The 18,574-nt window shown below is 69.0% G+C and carries 17 protein-coding genes; 10 read left to right on the top strand and 7 right to left on the bottom strand.

Going from position 1 to position 18,574, the window contains the following annotated elements; all coding sequences use genetic code 11:
* Position 1: 1 nt before the first annotated feature.
* From DB31_RS02640 to DB31_RS02600, 9 genes are all read left to right on the top strand, one after another.
* A complete protein-coding gene (locus tag DB31_RS02640; RefSeq protein ID WP_044181440.1) occupies positions 2–988 on the top strand; it encodes a class I SAM-dependent rRNA methyltransferase in 987 nt (328 codons plus the stop codon).
* Positions 989–998: 10 nt separating this feature from the next.
* On the top strand, positions 999–2,213 hold the full coding sequence (locus tag DB31_RS02635; protein WP_044181438.1) for a serine/threonine protein kinase: 1,215 nt from the start codon (positions 999–1,001) through the stop codon (positions 2,211–2,213).
* A 21-nt stretch (positions 2,214–2,234) separates the two neighbouring features.
* Positions 2,235–3,032 (top strand): tRNA pseudouridine(38-40) synthase TruA, encoded by a 798-nt coding sequence (gene truA, locus DB31_RS02630; protein WP_044181436.1) that lies wholly within the window; start codon positions 2,235–2,237, stop codon positions 3,030–3,032.
* Positions 3,033–3,068: 36 nt separating this feature from the next.
* Complete coding sequence (locus tag DB31_RS02625; RefSeq protein ID WP_044181433.1) at positions 3,069–3,737, top strand: hypothetical protein; 669 nt, start codon at positions 3,069–3,071, stop codon at positions 3,735–3,737.
* Positions 3,738–3,976: 239 nt separating this feature from the next.
* Complete coding sequence (locus DB31_RS02620; RefSeq protein WP_240486489.1) at positions 3,977–4,711, top strand: TadE/TadG family type IV pilus assembly protein; 735 nt, start codon at positions 3,977–3,979, stop codon at positions 4,709–4,711.
* Positions 4,708–6,195 (top strand): pilus assembly protein TadG-related protein, encoded by a 1,488-nt coding sequence (locus DB31_RS02615; protein WP_044181427.1) that lies wholly within the window; start codon positions 4,708–4,710, stop codon positions 6,193–6,195. The genes DB31_RS02620 and DB31_RS02615 overlap by 4 nt, the downstream gene beginning before the upstream one ends.
* Positions 6,195–7,244, top strand: coding sequence for a hypothetical protein (locus tag DB31_RS02610; protein ID WP_044181425.1), 1,050 nt, complete (start codon positions 6,195–6,197; stop codon positions 7,242–7,244). Before DB31_RS02615 ends, DB31_RS02610 begins: the two co-directional genes overlap by 1 nt.
* Complete coding sequence (locus DB31_RS02605) at positions 7,238–7,900, top strand: hypothetical protein (protein ID WP_044181423.1); 663 nt, start codon at positions 7,238–7,240, stop codon at positions 7,898–7,900. Before DB31_RS02610 ends, DB31_RS02605 begins: the two co-directional genes overlap by 7 nt.
* Before the next feature lie 120 nt (positions 7,901–8,020).
* The gene (locus DB31_RS02600) at positions 8,021–9,601 is read left to right on the top strand and encodes a hypothetical protein (protein ID WP_044181420.1); all 1,581 of its coding nucleotides are present in this window, start codon (positions 8,021–8,023) and stop codon (positions 9,599–9,601) included.
* Between the two features lie 296 nt (positions 9,602–9,897).
* On the opposite strand, the gene DB31_RS02595 is transcribed toward DB31_RS02600, so the two are convergent.
* Positions 9,898–11,238, bottom strand: coding sequence for a protein kinase domain-containing protein (locus tag DB31_RS02595; RefSeq protein ID WP_044181416.1), 1,341 nt, complete (start codon positions 11,236–11,238; stop codon positions 9,898–9,900).
* 210 nt (positions 11,239–11,448) lie between these two features.
* Between DB31_RS02595 and DB31_RS02585 the strand changes: the two genes are divergently transcribed.
* Positions 11,449–11,919 (top strand): hypothetical protein, encoded by a 471-nt coding sequence (locus tag DB31_RS02585; protein WP_044181411.1) that lies wholly within the window; start codon positions 11,449–11,451, stop codon positions 11,917–11,919.
* A gap of 42 nt (positions 11,920–11,961) precedes the next feature.
* On the opposite strand, the gene argC is transcribed toward DB31_RS02585, so the two are convergent.
* From argC to DB31_RS02555, 6 genes are read right to left on the bottom strand one after another with little or no spacing between them, the layout of a single operon-like run.
* The gene (argC, locus tag DB31_RS02580) at positions 11,962–13,032 is read right to left on the bottom strand and encodes an N-acetyl-gamma-glutamyl-phosphate reductase (protein ID WP_044181409.1); all 1,071 of its coding nucleotides are present in this window, start codon (positions 13,030–13,032) and stop codon (positions 11,962–11,964) included.
* Positions 13,032–14,090, bottom strand: coding sequence for a DUF1611 domain-containing protein (locus DB31_RS02575; protein ID WP_044181406.1), 1,059 nt, complete (start codon positions 14,088–14,090; stop codon positions 13,032–13,034). The genes argC and DB31_RS02575 overlap by 1 nt, the downstream gene beginning before the upstream one ends.
* Positions 14,087–15,277, bottom strand: coding sequence for an argininosuccinate synthase (gene argG / locus DB31_RS02570; protein ID WP_044181403.1), 1,191 nt, complete (start codon positions 15,275–15,277; stop codon positions 14,087–14,089). The genes DB31_RS02575 and argG overlap by 4 nt, the downstream gene beginning before the upstream one ends.
* A 41-nt stretch (positions 15,278–15,318) precedes the next feature.
* Positions 15,319–16,671: an argininosuccinate lyase gene (gene argH / locus DB31_RS02565; protein WP_044181401.1), complete on the bottom strand. Its 1,353-nt coding sequence runs from the start codon at positions 16,669–16,671 to the stop codon at positions 15,319–15,321.
* On the bottom strand, positions 16,664–17,731 hold the full coding sequence (locus tag DB31_RS02560) for a M20/M25/M40 family metallo-hydrolase (protein ID WP_044181398.1): 1,068 nt from the start codon (positions 17,729–17,731) through the stop codon (positions 16,664–16,666). Before DB31_RS02560 ends, argH begins: the two co-directional genes overlap by 8 nt.
* Entirely contained in the window at positions 17,728–18,570 is an 843-nt protein-coding gene (locus DB31_RS02555; RefSeq protein ID WP_044181394.1) for an amino acid kinase family protein, read from the bottom strand. Before DB31_RS02555 ends, DB31_RS02560 begins: the two co-directional genes overlap by 4 nt.
* Positions 18,571–18,574 lie beyond the last annotated feature (4 nt).

The raw sequence follows: 18,574 nt of genomic DNA, 5'->3' as shown, positions 1-18,574 counted from the left end.
GATGAGCCCCTCGAGCCCCTCCCTCGTCGACAGGCTTCGCTCCGCCCGGGAGAGGCGGGGCGCCCTGCTCTCGGACGCACGCACCACCGCCTTCCGCCTCGTGAACGGCGTGCCGGACGGCATGCCGGACGTCACCGTGGACACCTTCGCCGGCGTCCACGTGGTGAGCCTCTACCGGGACTTCACCCCCGTCGAGGAGCAGGCCCTGCTCGACGCCGCCCAGGAGGCTTGGTCCCCGCGCAGCCTCTACCTCAAGCGCCGCCCCCGCGAGGCCCGGGTGCTGGCGAACACCGCCCGGGACGTGATCGCCCCGGAGCAGCCCGCTCGAGGCGAGGCCGTGGAGTCCCTCGAGGCGCTGGAGAACGGCCTGCGCTTCCTCATCCGCCCGGCCCAGGGGCTCTCGGTGGGGCTGTACCTGGACATGCGGGAGACCCGAGCGTGGCTGCTGGGGCAGGTGAAGGGGCTCACCGTGCTCAACCTCTTCTCCTACACCTGTGCCTTTGGGGTGGTGGCCACTGCGGCAGGTGCCTCGCGGGTGCTCAACATCGACACCAGCCGCCGCGTGCTGGACTGGGGCGAGGAGAACGCCCTCCTCAACGGCCAGCCCGTGGACCGCTACGACTATGTAGCGGGGGACGTGTTCGATTGGCTCGGGCGCCTGGCGAAGAAGGGGCAGGGGTTCGATGTGGTGATCTCGGATCCCCCCTCCTTCTCCACCACACGGACGGCGCGGTTCTCCGCGGCCCGGGACTACCCCCAGCTGGCCGAGGCCGCCGCGCGCCTGGTCGCCCCCGGAGGGAGGCTGGTGGCCTGCTGCAACCTCTCCACCCTCACACCCCGCCGCTTCGAGGCCATGGTGCTCGAAGGGGTGGGGCGGGCGGGCCGGCAGGGGCGCTCGGTGCTGGCGCTCGGTCCCTCACCGGTCGATTTTCCGTGGTCGCCCGAGGCTCCTCCAGGTCTCAAGGTGCACGTCGTCCAACTGCGGTAGAGTCGCCTCGATGTCCACTTCCCCGTCCCTCAACGTCTCGCGAGACACCGTCCGCTTCGGCAAGTACCGGCTCGTGGACCGCATCGCCGTGGGCGGCATGGCGGAGATTTTCCTGGCGCAGCAGACGGAGGGCGAGGGCCTGGAGCGGCCCGTCGTCATCAAGCGCATCCGCCCGCACCTGTCCAAGCACACCACGTTCGTGAAGATGTTTCTGAACGAGGCGCGGCTGGCAGCGCAGCTCAACCACCCCAACATCGTGCAGATCCATGACTTGGGGAAGATTGGCGAGAGCTACTTCATCGCCATGGAGTACATCTTCGGCCGGGACATGCGGCGAGTGATGCCCAAGGCCGAGCAGCTGGGGATTCCGTTCCCGCTGGTGTATGCGCTGCGCATTGCCTCGGACGTGTGCGCGGGGCTGCACTACGCACACAAGAAGGTGGACCTGTACGGCAACCCGCTGAACATCGTCCACCGGGACGTGACGCCCGAGAACGTCTTCGTGTCCTTCGACGGCACGGTGAAGCTCTTGGACTTCGGCATCGCCAAGGCCGCCAACCAAGTGGAGCAGACGCGCTCGGGCGAGCTGAAGGGCAAGCTGAGCTACATGAGCCCCGAGCAGTGCTTTGGCAAGCCGCTGGACTGCCGCAGCGACATCTTCTCCGTGGGCGTGGTGCTCTACGAGTGGCTCACCGGCTTCAAGCTCTTCACCGGCGAGTCCGAGGTGGCGGTGATGCGCAGCATCACCGACGGGAAGATCTACGCCCCGTCCTACTTCAAGGCGGACATCCCCGAGCCCGTCGAGGAAATCCTCATGAAGGCGCTCGAGAAGGACCGGGAGCGCCGCTACCAGACGGCAGGGGAGATGCGTGCGGCGATTGACGCGTTCCTCAGCACGTACGACTTCACCCCCTCGCCGCAGCACCTCTCCAACTTCCTGCGGCAGCTGTTCCACGACGAGCTGAACGAGGAGCAGGGCCGGCTGAAGCAGACGACGAGCTCGGACCAGGTGCTGGCGCTGGAGGACGAGGTGACGCCCATGTCCTCCAATCCCGTGAGGGAGGGTCCGCCGTCGAGGGAGGGCCGCAGCGCCTCCGAGCGGTTGATCAGCCTGACGCTGCCCGGAGAGCAGATCGAAGCGCTGGAGGCCATCGCGCGGCGCACGGGCGTCAGCGTGAACAAGATGGTGGGCGAGCTGCTCGCGGCCTGGCTGAAGTACCGCTGAGCCTCGTGGAGGGCGGACACGATGCCTCGCCTGAAGCTGGTCCTCGAATACGACGGCACGCGCTACGTGGGGTGGCAGGTTCAGTCCAACGGACGGGCCATCCAGGCCGAGCTGCAAGAGGCGCTGGGCAAGCTCCTGGGCGGACCCGTGGAGGTGACGGCGGCGGGACGGACGGACTCGGGGGTGCACGCCACGGGGCAGGTGGTGTGCTTCGACACGGAGCGCACGCTGCCGCTCAAGGCGTACTCGCGCGGGCTCAACGGCCTGCTGCCCGAGGACATCGCCGTGGTGAGCGCCGAGGAGGTACCCCCGGAGTTCGATCCGCGCCGCTGGTCTCGGGGCAAGCGGTACCGGTACTGGGTGAGCAACCGGCCCACGCGCTCGCCGCTGCTCCGGTACACGCACTGGGCGCTGTTCACGCCGCTCCAGGTGGAGGCCATGGCCCGCGCCGCCCGGCACCTGCTGGGACGGCATGACTACTCCTCGTTCCGGGCCTCGGACTGCCAGGCCGCGCATGCGGTCCGCGAGGTGCGCCGGCTGGATGTGGTGGGGGCGGCGGGGGACGAGGTGTCCTTCGTGGTGGAGGGCACGGCGTTCCTCAAGCACATGGTGCGCAACCTGGTGGGGACGTTGGTGGAGGTGGGAAAGGGCCGCAAGCCGGAGGCGTGGGTCGCCGAGGTGCTGGCCACCCGGGACCGGACGAAGGCAGGCCCCACGGCGCCGCCGCAGGGGTTGGTGCTGGAGGAGGTCTTCTATGGAGACGGGCCGCCCCCTCGCACGGCTGGGGACTCGGCGGACGTGTTTGATGACGAGCCATGAGGCCTTGGGGCGGGGCTTGCGGTAGGCTCCGTCGGTGTGAGCTCCAAGCCCAGCGTTCTTGACCCGGTACGTGTCCGTATCCGCCGCTTCCAGTTCGTCGTGGGACTCGGCTTCCTGGCGCAGGTGATTGGCTCCGTGCTCTCGGTGGCCCTGGCGTACCGGCTGACCCAGCGCGTCCAGGATCTGCCCGAGGGGCTTCGGCTGGCCATCGGCGTCCCGTTGCAGAACCTGTGGGTGCTCGCGGTGCTTCCGCTGCTCTGCTACGGCGCGGCGCGCATCATCGAGCTGAAACCGCTGTCTACGGCCATTGGCGGAGTGCTCTCCGGCCAGGTCTTCATCCTCGCGCTGAACTTCGCGTGGGGCGGACTGGAGGGGCTCTGGCCCGGGCCCGCGGTGTTCGTCCTGCAGCTCTCGGCGCTGGCGGCAGGGGTGCTTCTCAGCTACCGGGCGGTGTTGAAGGGGAGGGCGACGGCGGCTCAGGGGGCAGCCAAGGCCCAGGCCCAGGCGGATGCTCGGAAGGTGGAGTACCAGGAGTTCCTGCGCGAGGCCGAGCTTGGGGCAGAGAAGGCGGCCCAGCGAGAGGCAGAGCGGGCAGCCGCGGCCTCCGCAGGGAACTCCCCCCCTTCCGCGGCTCCGGCAGCTCCGGCCAGTGAAGCTCCGAGCCCCGAATCCTCAGGCGAGACGAAGGCTTCGACTCCTCACTGAGAGAGGGGCCTCAGGGCCTGCCATCCCCCGGGGCGGATGCCCCGGTGACGCATGCGGACTGCCGCCAGAGGTGGGCTGGAGTAGGTCTTGAAACCGCTTGCAGGATGAACCTGATAGGTATGAACTCTCTGTTTATATAGGAAAAATCGAGAGCAGCTGACAGGAGGCCACTTGTCCGATAGCGCCGAAAGACTGGATGGGCGAAGTGCGCTCCCATGAGGTGGAGTGACCCTGCAGACATGCAGTCTGGTCAAGCTGCGGTGGAAGCAGCGATCACGCTGCCTCTGACCGTGTTCCTCATCCTTGGCACGTTCCAGCTCTTCCTGCTCCTCCAGGCCCGCATCCTCACCGAGTACGCCGCCTTCCACGCAGTCCGCACCGGCGTGGTCAAGCACGGCGACTGCGAGGCGATGACCCACGCCGCCATCGCCACCTTGTTGCCCTCCTTCGCCCGGACGGACTCCCCGGCCGCGCTCGGGGCCGCCTTCCGCGAGCACAAGGAGGACCAGTACAAGCCCCACCTGGACATGGGCTTCAGCGGCGACATCGTCTGGGTGGCGCGCTCGAGCCCGCTGCTCGGCGACATCTCCCCCACCGAGGAAGAGGACTTCGATGACCCGGCGCGCTACCAGTCCATCCAGGACGTGGTGCGCCTGGAGGCGCGGATCGTCTTCTGGTACCCGCTGCGCGTTCCCTTCGCTGACTGGGTGCTGACCCGGATGTTCCTCGCGCACATGGGGCTGCGGAACTACACCGGGGCCGATCCGCTCCAGCCCGTCCGCACCGCTGCCTGGACGCGGGGACGGAACGCCATCCCGCTGGGGGCTGCTATCCAGCAGGAGCTGCTCTCGCGCGTGAACCGCAGGGAGTACGTCTTCCCGCTCCAGGCCACGCACGTGATGCGGATGATGACGCCGCCACGGCCCCAGTACTTCGTGACCCAGAACTGCCCCCCCACCCCGGAGGCGCTGTGAGCCGGTCCAGTCCTCGCGGCCAGACGCTGGTGCTCTTCAGCCTGACGCTGCTGTTCCTCACGTTGATGGTGACCCTGACGCTCGCGTTCTCCATGAAGGTGCGCGAGAAGCTGGAGGCCCAGAGCGTGGCGGACCTGGCCGCCTACAGCAACGCGGTGGCCACCGCGCGCACCTTCAACAGCATCGCCCTCATGCGGCGCGCCCAGACGGCCCACCTGGTGGCCATGTCGGGTGTGCAGAGCCTCATCAGCTGGACCAGCGTCACGCGCGCCAACCTCAATGCCGCTCGCATGGCCGCCAACAACTGCCAGGCCGCCGCCGCCGTCCTCCAGCCGCTGGACGAGCTGAATGCGGAGATCCAGGAGAAGTGGAACAAGCACGACGCGCTGGCGGGTGTGCAGGCCTACAACATCCAGGTGCTGGGCTATTACATGGCCTACCTGCAGGGCAAGTTCGTCGAGCAGCTCCAGGAGTCGGTGTCAGGCGGGCCGAAGTCCTTCGCCCAGCAGTACGCGAAGCTGGCCTCCGAGGGCAGCGCCTGGCCGAACGAGCTGCACGCGGGCCCCACGGCGGTGTCGCTCGCGGAGCTGAACCATGCCATCGCGGGAGGCGAGGACTTCTCCCTGGACATGGCCATGGCCACCCGAGGCTACGAGTTCATCACCCGCCGCCAGGGGATGCCCGCGTTCACCGGCGGCGACGGCGGGGTGCTCGGCCGGCTGACCACCGCAGGCGCCCGGCTGCGCGTCATCAACCAGGGAGGCAGTGCCTACTGGGGCGACAAGCTGGGGCACGGGGGGCGCGCGGACCTGCCCCACTACACCTGGGCCGAGGATCACGCCGAGGTGGAGATCACCTTCCCGGGCTGTGCGCCCTTCGTCGTGAATGCCACCGCGGGCGTGAAGTCCACGGACAAGCTGGACAACTCCGACGACCACTGGTGGACGCCCGGAGGCCCGATGCTTGGCGTGGCGGATCCTGGCATGGAGAAACAGTTCCGGCACACGCTGATGTACGTGAGGCCCGAGGACCAGCCGTCCACCTTCTTCGGCGGCTTCACGTACAACACCGCGGACGATACGGCGAACAACCTCTGGGCGCAGCCCAAGCTCTTCGCGCTCGTGCAGCGGGACTACAAGCAGCGGGGGCTGCGATCCGAGCCCTGGTACCTGCAGTTCACCTTCAGCTTCACGCCGGGCAAGGCCAGCGAGTTCGACAACCATGGCTGGCACCTGGCGAACGGCACGGACATCAGCGTGCAGCAGGCGCTGGCCACCGGGCTGGCCTACTACCACCGGCGCGGCCACTGGGACGAGCCGCCCAACCTGTGGAACCCGTTCTGGCGCGCCACCCTGGTCCCCGCGGACGCGGACATCGGCGGCAAGCTGTTGCGCGGCGGAACGGACGTGCCCAACACGGTGGGCGGGGTGGCGGCCGAGGCCTTCAGCGAGCTCGTCCGCGCCGGCTACAAGGGGGTGCACTGATGCGAGCCTCGAGGCGGCGCGGCCAGGCCATGGCGGAGATGGTGCTGGGCCTCATGATCTTCGTCACCGTGGTGGCGTTCGGCATCCACTTCGCCGAGGTGGGCTACCTGTCCCTGCGCGTGCATGAGGCGGCTGTCTCCCCGCTGTGGGACGCCACCGCCCTCCGGGTGCACAAGATGATGCCCAACGAGGACAAGATTGGGGACTTCTCCATGTTCCCCAACATTGCTCCGGCCGTGACGCGCGATGCCAACGCTCGCTACCGCGACTTTGACGGGCGCCGCTCCAGCAACAACAGCTCGAGCATCACCCACGTCTTCACGCGCATCGACAGCCTGGAGGTGCAGTGCGAGGTGGACGACCGGGTGGAGTTCGACGTGCCCCGCAGCCTGCGCCCCATTTTGATGGTGCCTCAGCAGGGCGACTGGAACCAGGGGGATACCACCCCGGACTTGGGGAATGCCACGGACAGCGTGCTCGATGGCGTCTACGAGAACGTGGGCGGCGTGTCGTGCACCGCGAACGCACGCCTGCAGACGCTGCCCTCGCTGACCACCACCTTCCTGGAGGGGGACTCGGGCTTCTTCAAGGAGCAGCACGCGGTGCTGCGGGACATGAAGGCGTGCGCTTCGGGGCGGGCCATCAACGGCGAGTGCAAGGGCCGCTATGCCATCCTCCTGGGAGACTTCGCCTTCGCCGACACGGACGTGAGCGGCCAGTGCCCCCTGCGGCCCGAGCAGCCGGATGTGCCGTGCGGCGAGAACCCGGCCTACTACTACGGGGTGAGGAAGGTGTTCGACAACAACGACCGCTCGGCGGGGCGGGATGCGTCGGACTTCGCGCGCGTCTTCGTGGGCTACAGCCCTATTGATGAGAGCGGCTTCTTCATGAGCTACCGCGGCGAGGAGGACGACTACCAGGAGCCGGACACTCCCGCCGGTGAGGCGCTGGATGCGGTGGATCGCGACCGCAACACGGGAGGCGTGCCGGACCGGCCCGCCAAGCGCCGCCCGTCGAAAGAGTGCTTCCTGGGACTGCTGGGATGCTGAGCGCGCTGCTGGTGCTGGCGGTGGCTGCGGCGCCGGCCAAGGCAAGCGCTCCGCCTCCCGAGGATCCCCTGCAGTGGCAGGTTCCGGGTCAGGTGTCCGTGGTGGAGGTGCCCGCGAAGATGGACGTGGGCGGCATCCCGGTCCGGTTCCGGGTGGTGACCTCGAAGGAGAAGGTGGAGTTCCTGCTGAGGCACTTCGGGCAGGCCTTCGCGGACGCGGGCTTCTACATCGAGCGGAAGCAGCAGCGGCTGGCGCCCCAGCCTCACCTCACCGCGCTGAACACGCGGACGCTCACCTCGTACACCGTCATCCTCACGCCCCAGGCGGGAGGGCTCACGGAGGTGGTTGTCGGCGAGGCGCGGCTGGGCGCCCGGCGGCCCACGGCGCCTCCTTCGGTGCCCGTCTACCCTGGAGCGAAGAACCTGCTTCAGGCGGACTTCGAGGGCGCGCAGACCCTGGGCTACGAGGTGCAGGCTCCGGCGGCCGAGGTGAAGGCCTGGTACCAGGAGCAGCTCTCCCGCGCCGGGTACCGAGCGGAGGAGCCGTTCGTGTTCCGGAAGAAGGCGCAGGAGGTGAGGGTGGAAGTCACTCCCCACGCGGGAAGCCTCCACGTCCTCCTCTTCTTGCGCACGGCGGGGGAAGCGCCATCGAAGTGACGTCTGCCGGGCCCTCAGCATTGTGAGGTGGACATTCTGCTTCCGGAGATACTCTCCGTGGGTGGACACCTTCCAGGCCGCTTGCGAGCTTCGCGCGCTTTGAAAAAGGAGGTTCACCCCATGTCTTTGTTCCCCCGCGTCCGCGGCCTGTTCTCAACGGCTCCCTGGTTCCTCGCGCTGGTTCTGTCGCTGGGGGCCGTGGGCTGTCATGACGAGGACTCCAAGTGCGACGAGCCACCGGACACGTGCAACCCGCCGCCGCCTCCCGATGCCGGCATCATCGTGGATCCCAACGTCTCGATGCTGCTGACGAAGAACGATGCCTTCTACGCAAGGAAGGGTCTCGAGTTCCAACCTCGGGACTTCACCGCCGCTCCCGCGGAGCTGGTGCCCCAGGATGGCGGGACACCGGTCCCTGGGGTCGTCATGGCGCCGGGCGTCGTCCGCTTCGATGTTCCGCCGGGCACCTACCTGGTGAAGTCCAACAGCGCGCAGTACTTCGTTGTTTCCTGGCGCTCGGTGGACATCAGCACCCGGCTGTACGGCCGGCCGGGGCGCGGGAGCGTGTTCTTCCCGAACCCCGTGAGCGCCAGCCTCAACCTGTTGGGGCTCGCGCCGGACCCGGATCCGAACTGGAACAACTACTCGGAGCTGAGCTTCCACTCGCTGGACATCGAGGACAGCGGCTCCTTCTCCCTTCCGCAGGAACTGGCGGAGGGACAGACGTCGCTCATGACCACGGAGGCCAGGTACAACTCGGACTACGGCAACGTCCCCCGGTTCGACCCAGCGCAGGGTGACAGCGCCTGGGTGGTGCAGACCCAGCAGCGTGACGCGGGGCCAGAGCCGGAAGGTGGGGCGCCCCGGGCCTACACGTCCCTGGTGCGAGCGGCCCAGCTCAACCCGTTTGCCTTCAATGGGGGTGTGTTCTCCGTGGAGGCCACCCTCCAGCCGGCGCCCGAGCAGACGGTGCGCTTCGATTGGCGGCGGGATGAGTTCAATGCGCTGCGCATCGCCTCCACGACGGGGGCCCCTTCCGTTACCGGCTTCGTGGACGTGTATCCCACGCTGAGGACGGCCCAGGAGGGGTGGTTCGACTACTCCGTCAACCCGATGCTGGACTACGCACCGCTGCGCAACTCGCCGCAGGTGCCGGTGGTCAAGGAGCTGTCCTTCGGCAATCCCTATCCCATGGGCTGGGAGCCGATGGCCCAGTTCAGCAGCACCTATTCCTTCAACGTGACGAAGCATGACGGGAGCCGCACCGTGCGGGCGAATGAGAGCTTCCTCTCCACCGAGGCGGTCAGTGAGCTCGGGTCGACCCCCGTCCGTCCCCGCGTTTCTCTGCCGCGTTCCTTCCAGGTGGATGGGGTGTCCGCGACGACTTCGCGGATCCTGGAGACGGCCACGCCTCTGGTGACCTGGGACGCACCCGCCCTGGGCTCGGCGACGGGCTATGTGCTCCAAATCACCCGCTACAACGCGGACATCAACTTGCTCACCAATGTGGCCCGCATCTACATGGGGCCCGATGAGCGCAGCGTGCGGCTGCCTCCGGGGCTGCTCACGTCGGGCAATGACTACGTGCTGCGGCTCATGGCTCAGCACATGCCCGGGGTGAGGACGGAGCGGGGGTGGTTGACGCTCGTCGTGCCGTCCGCGACCGCGAGCACCAGCAGCGCCATGCTCACGTTGCCGTAGGGCTCGATCGGATAGATGCGCACAGCGGGATAGCCCAGAAGAGCGCATCGCACCTCTCCCAGGGAGGGGGAATGGCCTGCGCCACTCCTCCCTCTGGGCAAGTGACCGTTTTTACAAGGGCTGTTCTGGCTCAGGGGATCAGCGCTGCCAACCAGGAGGGCTGGTCGAAATATGAGCGAGCGGCCAGGGCTCACCGGTGAGCCCTGACGACCGGACTTCTGGGGGAGAACCTCCAGGCGGCCAAGGCTCACCAGTGAGCCCTGACGACCGGTAGCGGAGGAGCCCACGTCTCTGCGCTACCGGGAGTCCGCAGGAGCGGAGGTGGGCGGATTTTTGCGGCGGTGGCCAAACGCCCGGGCGTAGCAGCGGCCCTGGATGAAGACCAACCCATTGGCCTCGCACTCTGCGGCATCTTTCGAGGGGACCTCCACCCAGCATCCTCCGTTGATGGGGACCTGCTTTCCCCCCGGGCATTGGCCTCGCTCGGTGGGCCGTAACTGTCCCGGCAATGGCTCGGCGTTCGGGTCCTGGTGGATCGCCTCTGGCTGGCGAGGCGGTGGAGCGGAGGCCTCGGTTGTCTTCGAAGCCGCTTCCGCCACACCGGTGGTGTCCGCGTCCGGCCGGTCCGTGTCCACGGCTTGGGTGGTAAGCGAGGCCTGAGGGGAGCGCGAGTGCGTGAATTGCCAGGCCCCCAGCGCCAGCAGCAAGCTCACGAAAGCCCCCACACCTCCGGCCCTCCACACGCGGCGTTGATGCCGTGAACGGGAGCGGGTGGAACTCTCCGGCGGAAGTGGCATCTTCTCCTGCGCTGCGAAGGCTTCGAGTGCTTCGGCCAGTTCGCCCGCCGGGCCGCGCGCCTCGGGAGACAGCGAGAGCATGCGCACGATCAGCGCTCGGAGCGCTGATGGCACCCCATCCAAAGGAGGCTCGAGTGAGAAGGGATAGTCACCGGTCAGGAGCCGATGGGCGGTGACACCCAGGGCGAACACATCGTCTGCGGGCCCGGCGAGGTACCGGGCGCCGGGGTGGTTCTCTGCGTTCCGCTCGAACTGCGCCGCCTGGGGAGATTGATAGGGAGGAGTGCCAGGAGGCAGCGGTTGGAAGGTCAGCCGTGCGGCGGACTGGTAGTGACCGGCGCCGAAGTCCATGAGCATGGCGCGGCCGTCCGAGTGCCTCACCACGACATTGTCCCCTTTGACGTCGCGGTGGACCGCTCTGCAGTCGTGGGTGGCCTCGAGCGCGCGGGCCAACTGAGAGAGCAGCAGTGCCACCTGAGCAGGGGAGGGACGGTGCTGACGCGCCCATTCATAGAGGGGCGTGCCCTCCACCCATTGCATGACGATGAAGGGGAAGAAGGTGCCTTGGGGACGGCGCCAGAAGCCATGGCCGAGCAGGCGCGGCACGCTGGGGTGGTGGACGAGCGACAGCAGCGCCACCTCCCTCATGAAGCGGGGATCCCAGGGGAAGAGGGCCATCTTGAGGGCCACGGGACCATCGGACTCGTGGCCGATACGGACGGCGCGATAGACGACGCCAAAGGCACCGTGGCCGTGGCAACTCTCCACGAGCCAGTCCTGCACTCGTGTCCCCGGAGGCAGGCAGAAATGATGCTCCCAGCCGGTAGACATGTGCTTCATGAAGCCCCTGGGCGAGCCGGGGAGAGCTGTGGCTCACCACGTGGCATCCTACCTCAGACGTCACCTCTCGGAAGAGGTACCATTGGAGGCGCTGCGCGAAGCTGCGTTGGAAGCTGGCCGGATGTTGACGCGAAACCAAGTCTTGGAGTTCGTCGAGGAGCGCATGAGGTTCTACGACATCCCGATGAACTTCGCTGCCGGGAGAAGGCGATGAGTGAGGACCGTTCCTGGGAGGGCAACTGGAAGGTCCGTCTCTACGAGCGGGTGCGTGAGCGCGGCTTCGAGTCACTCACCTCCTTCGCAGAGGCGCGACCTATGGCCTCGCTGCTCGCGCTGGCCGACGAATTGGGAGAAGAAGACATCAATGCCGTGCAGGTGTTCAGCGGGTTGGTGGCTGAGGCGGAGCGGAGCCATCGGCTGACGCGCCTGACGCGTGGGCAGTTCGTGCGCGAGCTGGCCGAGCGCCTGCCGAACGGGTGGCCTGCGGTGCTGGACGGCTCCAATCGGTTTGATGTCGCCCTTGTCCTGGCTCGCTGGCGTACCTACACCCCGGAAACGCATAAGAAGCGAGTCGACGCGGCGGGAGATGCGCTCTTCGCTCATCCGCCGCCTGCCGGTTGGCGCCCGCTCGGGCCCGACGACGAGCTGCTGCTGACGCTTTTGCCCGACGAGGAAGCGTAGGGAGAGCTGCCGTTGTTCACGGCAGCCCTCCTCAAGCGCCACTCAGCAGGGGAAGCACGCGGCCTGGCGCAGGGCGGTGTCCTCGGGCAGGCCGAGCGCCACGTTGAGGGACTGCACGGCTTGTCCGGCCAGTCCCTTCACCAGGTTGTCGAGCGCCACCATGACGGCCACCGTGCGCCCACGCGTGGCCACGGAGATATCAGCGAAGTTGCTGCCCACCACCGAGGCCAGCCGCGGCGTGCCCTCCACCACGCGCACCATGGGCGAGGTGGCGTAGTAGCGGCGGTACACCTCGGTCAGCGAGTTCGTGCTCACACCGCCACCGTTCTCCGGCCACTCGAACTGGATGGTGGCGAAGATGCCGCGCACCAGCGGCGCCGAGTGCGGCACGAAGGTGAGCCGGTGGCGCACGGCCTTGTGCGCCACGAGCATCACGTCGATCTCCGCCTCCTGCGGGTGCTCCAGCGGCTTGTAGGCGCGGAAGTCATGCGCGCGGGTGGGGTGGTGCGTCACCTCGCCCGGCAGCGCGCCCGAGCCCGAGGAGCCCGTCACCGCCGAGGCGGCGATCATCCCCAGCCCCGGCGTGGACGCCACCGGCAGCAGCGCGAGCTGCACGGCCGTGGCGAAGCACCCCGGGTTGGCGATGCGCTTGGCGCCCTTCAGCTTGTCGCGGCGCCACTCGGGCAGGCCGTACACGAACTTCTCCAGTAGATCCGGAGACGGGTGAGGGCGGCCATGCGTGGCGGCGTAGCGCCCGGGGTGGTCCAGCCGGAAGTCCGGGGACAGGTCCACCAGGATGAGCCGCTCCGAGAGCCCCAGCTCCGCCCACTGCTTCTCCAGGGCGGGCAGCTGCCGGGCGAGCTCCTCCTCCTCCAGCGCGGAGAAGACCACCGGCTGCGGAGAGTCCGTGAGCCAGCGCCAGTCCGGCGCCGCGTCGAACTTGCCCTCGACGAGCCCGCGCAGGTGCGGGTGCACCTTGTAGAAGGGCATGTCCCCGTGGGGCTGGGACACCGCGCGCACCGCCGCCACCGCCGGGTGTCCCGACAGCAGCCGCAGCAGGTCGCCACCGGGGAAACCGGCGGCACCCAGGATGTATGCGTGCACCTTGTTCATCAGCTCTTCCTCCCCGCGATACGCGGTGCAACCTTCTCGACGATGAGTCCGCCCAGGCCGGCGGCGTCCGCACGGGCGTTGTGGGCGGGCAGCCCCACTTCACGCTCCACGAAGCGGATGCCCACCCGGTTGTCCGTAGCGGGCCCGGCCACCACATCCACCTGGATGCCGTAGGTCTCCTTCATGTGGCGCACGCCACCGGCGGCTCCCACGGGATCATTCGCGCACAGCACCCAGGCGGCGCCCAGCTCGCGCAGCGCCGAGTCCTCGAGGATGGACTGCACGCCGTACTCGCCCATGATGCCATCGCCCGTCTCCGCGACGACGACGTCCACGTCCGCGGCGGCCAGCTCGGAGAGGATGACGCGCGACACCTGCGCCGCCGTCTTCGGGCTGGTGCACACGGTGCCCGCGTCGGTGAAGTCCATCACCACCTCCGCGCCCGAGTCCCGCATGCTCAGCGTGTCGCGCATCAGCGACACGCCGGTGAGCTTGGCGCCGCCCACGCGGTAGCCGGCCTGATGCAGCTGGCGCACGATGGCGCACGCGGCGTACGTCTTGCCCGCGTTCATGCAGGTGCCCACCACGTACACCACCGGCACCTTCACCGGCTGCGACGAGCCCTTGAGCGCCCCGGCCCGGACGTGGGCCGGCTGACCGGCGCGCGACTGGAACTCGGGGAACATGAGCACCTGGCCCAGCACCTCGGCCTCGAAGGGCGTGCCCACCCCCGGGTTGTGCGAGGTGCACTGGCCAATCACGCCGCCCATGTTCAGGATGTGGAGCTTCTGGCCCGCCACCACCTTCTCCGGCACCACGCCCTCGTAGCCGTGCAGCGCGTTGCGGTGGCCCAGCGCGCCGACGACGATGTCACCGCCGTGCAGCGTCACCATGCGGCCGTGGACGTCCTCGAGCTGGTTGTAGGTGGACTTCTCCCCGTGGATGCGCGCGGCGATCACCGCGCCCTCCACCGCCTGGATGTCCGAGGTGAGGTGGACGGTCCGGCCCAGCCGCAGGTTCCGGGTGACACTGCCAATCTTATCGATGTGGACTTTCATGACTTCACCTTCAGGGCCAGGGTCTGAGCAACGCCGTACACCTTCGCGAAGCCCGCGGCTTCCGCGCCGGTCCACAAGTGGTTCGCCTCGCCGTAGCTGGCCACCTTCGCGTCCATCAACGAGTGCTTCGAGCGCACGCCCTCCACCACGAGGGCGCGCGGCTGCAGCGTCAGCCGCACCTCGCCCGTCACCTGCGCCTGCGAGGACGTCAGGAACCCCTCCAAGTCGCGCGCGAGCGGATCGAAGAAGTGCCCCTCGTGCAGCAGCGAGCCGTAGAGGTTGCCCAGCGTCTCCTTCCAGAAGAGCTGCTTGCCGGACAGCACCAGCTTCTCCAGCTCGCGGTGCGCGGTGATGAGCATGATGGCCGCGGGAGCGTCGAAGCCCACGCGGCCCTTGATGCCCAGGATGGTGTCACCCAGGTGCACGCCACGGCCCACGCCGTAGGGCTGGCCCACCGCGTTCAGCTCGGCGATCAGCGCCACGGGATCCATCGCCTTGCCGTCGAGGGCCACCGGGCGGCCCTTCTCGAAGCTGAGCACCAGCGTGCGCGGCTTGAGATCGGCCGGGATGACGCCCGCGGGGTAGGCGGCCTCGGGCAGGGTGCTCCAGGAGTCGTGCGTCTCCTTGCCGCCGACGGAGGTGCCCCACATGCCCTCGTTCACCGAATAGGCGCCCGTCTTCGCCGGGAGGTGGATGCCGCGCTCGGCCAGGAAGGACATCTCCTGGGCGCGGCTGAGGCTCAGCTCGCGGATCGGGGTGATGAGCTCCAGGTCCGGGGCCAGGGCGCGGAAGGCCACGTCGAAGCGGACCTGATCATTGCCCGCGCCGGTGGAGCCGTGGGCCAGGGCCTGAGCGCCCACCTGGCGGGCCATGCGGACCGCTTCGGTGGCCTGGCAGACGCGCTCGGCGGAGACGCTCAGGGGGTAGGCCTGGCCGCGCAGCACATTGCCGGCGAGCAGGTGGCGCAGGTAGTCCTCGAAGAGCAGCGAGCGCGCGTCGATGGTGTGGTGCGCCACCGCGCCCAGGCGGGCGGCGTGCTCCGGCATGCGCGCCAGCGCGTCCGCGCTGAAGCCGCCGGTGTCCACGGTGACGGTGGTGACCGTGTGGCCCTGCTCGCGCAGATAGACCACGCAGAAAGAGGTGTCCAAACCGCCGGAGAAGGCCAGCACCACGTGTTTCTTGTTCATGTTCTTCGAGGTCCTCACTGCTGCAACTGCGGAAGTACTGCCTACAACTGCCAAACACGCCCTGCGCATTCGGCGAGCGTGCGATGGATCTCGGTGAGCCAGGAGCGGCTGGTGGACAGCTCGGCTCGGATCTGCTCCAGGGCCAGGTTGCCGGCGCCGCCCAGGTGGGTGGCCGTCAGCGCGGCGCGATCCGGGTGGAAATTCCCGTCGCTGATCTGGTGGGCCACCTCGCGGTACGCATCCCGGAAGGGCAGGCCCTTGCCGACGAGCACGTAGGCGTGGTGGGCCGCGTACAGCGTGTCGTCACTGGCGCGGGCGGCGGCCTCGGCGCGGATCTTCAGCACGGGCACCAGGCGGGTGAGCACGTCCAGCAGCTCGCGGAACGAGCCCAGCGCGGTGAGGGTGGGGCGCTTCAGCAGCTGGAAGTCGCGGTGGTAGCTCGAGGGCAGGCCTCCAGCAATCTCCTCCACCTGCTTGGCGAGACCCCGCAGCTCCCGGCAGCGGGCGCGGGCCAGCTCCACCACGTCCGGGTTCTTCTTCTGCGGCATGATGGACGAGCCGGTGGTGAAGGCATCCGGCAGCGCGAGGAAGCCGAACTCCTCGGTGCTGAAGAGCGCCACGTCCCACAGCCACTTCTCCAGGCCGCCCGCCACGGAGCACGCCCAGGTGAGCGTGGCCGTCTCGTGCCGCCCGCGGCTGTTCTGCACGTCGATGGGGCTGCGCTGCACGCGCGAGAAGCCGAGCAGGCTGGCCACGTACTCGCGATCGATGGGCAGCGGCACGCCGAAGCCCGCCGCCGCGCCCAGGGGGCAGCGATCCAGCCGCGCCCACAGGCCGCGCAGCGCCTCCAGCTCCTCGAGCAGACCTTCGGCGAAGGCGGCGCCCCACAGGCCGAAGGTGCTCGGCATGGCGCGCCGCATGTGCGTGTAGCCGGGCATCGGCACGGTGGCGTTCGCCTGCGCGAAGTCCAGGAAGGCCCCGGCCAGCTCCACCGCCTGGGCGCCGAGCTTCAGCACCTCCTCGCGCAGCATGAGCCGCAGGGCCAGCTGGACCTGATCATTGCGCGAGCGCCCCAGGTGGATGCGCCGGCCCGGCTCGCCCACGCGCTCCACGAGCGCCGCCTCCAGGGCGGTGTGGCCGTCCTCCTGCTCCGGACGGATGGTGAACGCTCCCGCGCGCGCCTCGTCGTGGAGTGCGTGCAGCGCACCCACGAGGGCCTTCATGTCCGCCTCGGGCAGCAGCCCCACGCGGGCGAGCATGCGCGCATGGGCCGCGCTGCCGAGCGCATCGTGCGGCGCCAGGGCGAGGTCCACCCAGGGATCGTCTCCCACGGTGAAGCGGTGGATCGCTGCATCCAGCGGAAGGCCCTTGGCCCAGAGCATGTCGTTAGCCATGGGCCACCTCCTGGAAGTAGCCGCGGATGAGCTGCTGGTAGAAGGCCACACCGGCCTCCAGCTCCGTGAGGGCGAGGTACTCGTCCGGCTTGTGCGAGCGCAGGGTGTCGCCGGGGCCCACCTTCACCGCGGGCAGGTTGCCCAGGAAGGCCCAGTCCGACGCGGTGCTCGAGCCCACCGGCCCGGCGCCCGACGCCGCCACGGCCGCGCGGACGATGGGCTCGGTGGAGGCAGTGGCCTTCGGCAGGTAGCGCGCGGAGTGCACCACCACCTCGCTGCGCAGCACGCCCCCGAGGTGGGTGGCCACCGCCGAGTGCTCCATGCCCGGCGTGGTGCGGATGTCGACGAAGAACTCGCAGCGGTCCGGTACCTGGTTGCGCGCCAGCCCGCCCTGGATCTGAGTCACTTGCGCCCGCGCCTCGCCCAGCAGCGGGTGCGGCGGGAAGCGCAGCTCGGCCAGGGTGGAGATGTCCTGGGCGGCCAGGTGGATGGCGTTCTGAGCGTCCGCGGTCTGCGCGTGGGCCACGTGCGCCGAGCGCCCATGCGCCACGCACTTCAGCAGGAGCATCCCGCGCTGGGCGGTGCAGGGCTTCAGGCTGGTGGGCTCACCCACCACGGCCGCGTCCAGAGGCCCGAACGTGGACAGCACCGTGCCCAGCCCCTTGCCGCCGGTCTCCTCCTCGGCGGTGAAGGCGAACACCACCTCGCCCCGGCCCTCCAGGGCGCTCGGGTTCTCCAGCAGGCCGCGGGCCGCCAGCAGCATGGCGGTGACACAGCCCTTCGCGTCATTGCTGCCCAGCCCGTACAGCTTGCCCTCGCGCCACACTGGCACCTGCGGCTCCAGCGTCCACCCGGCGCACGGGGGGACCGTGTCCAGGTGCGAGTTGACGAGCAGGCGCCGAGGCCCGCTGCCCACCGAGAACCACACGTTGTGGCCCTGGCGCTGCACGCGCGCACCCCAACCCTCAGCCCAGGTGGACACCTGATCAGCGATGCGTCCCTCTTGTCCGGAGACGCTCGGGGTGGCCACCAAGGCCTCGAGCAGGGCGGACGGCGTCATCCGTTACCCCGAGCCGGAGCCTCGCGCAGCACCATGGTGCCGCTGCCCTCGTTGGTGAAGACCTCCTCGAGGATGGCGTTCGGGAGCATGCCGCTCACCAGGTGGACGCTCGTCACCCCGCCCACCAGCGCGGACCGGATGGCGTGCACCTTGGAGACCGTGCTGTCGGACATCTGGCCCTCCTGCTCCAGCGCGGCAAGGTCCGTGAGCGTGGCCTGCGGCACGAGCGAAGCGGGATCCTCCGGCTTGCGCAGGAGCCCCGGGGTGGGCAGCAGGAAGAAGAGCTTCTCGGCGCCGAGGGCCACCGCGAGCGTGGCGGCCACGGTGTCGGCGCTGGCGTTGTACACGGTGCCAGACGGATCACCCGCCAGCGGCGCCACCACCGGAACGTAGTCCCCGGTGCGCAGGTGCTGGAGCAGCCGCGTGTCCACGGACTCGATGTCGCCCACGAGGCTGTAGTTGTTCGGCTTGTTCGACTCCCAGGAGGACTCGGAGCCCGGCTCCCCGTTGCGCCGCCGGGCCTTGAGCAGACCCGCGTCCACGCCGCTCAGGCCCACGCACGGCACACCCGCTGTCTGCAGGTCGGCCAGCAGGTCCATGCGGACCTTGGCGGACATGGCGTCAAAGGGCGTGTTCAGCTCGGGGCCGGCGCCGTGCACCACCACGGGCTGGATGGAGAAGGTCCACAGCAGGGCGATCTGCTCGCAGACCGCGCGCCGCAGCCGGGCATCCCCGAGCATCGGGCCGTCGACCAGGAGGACGAAGGTCTTCCGGCGGAACTGCCGGACGTAGCGCGCGGCGTTGCGAAGCGCGGCATAGGGATCGGGAGAGAAGGGCAAGGCA

Source organism: Hyalangium minutum (assembly GCF_000737315.1).
Taxonomy (GTDB): Bacteria; Myxococcota; Myxococcia; order Myxococcales; family Myxococcaceae; genus Hyalangium; species Hyalangium minutum.
The sequence above is the reverse complement of the archived record's forward strand: the minus strand, read 5'-3'. Positions and strand labels throughout refer to the sequence as shown.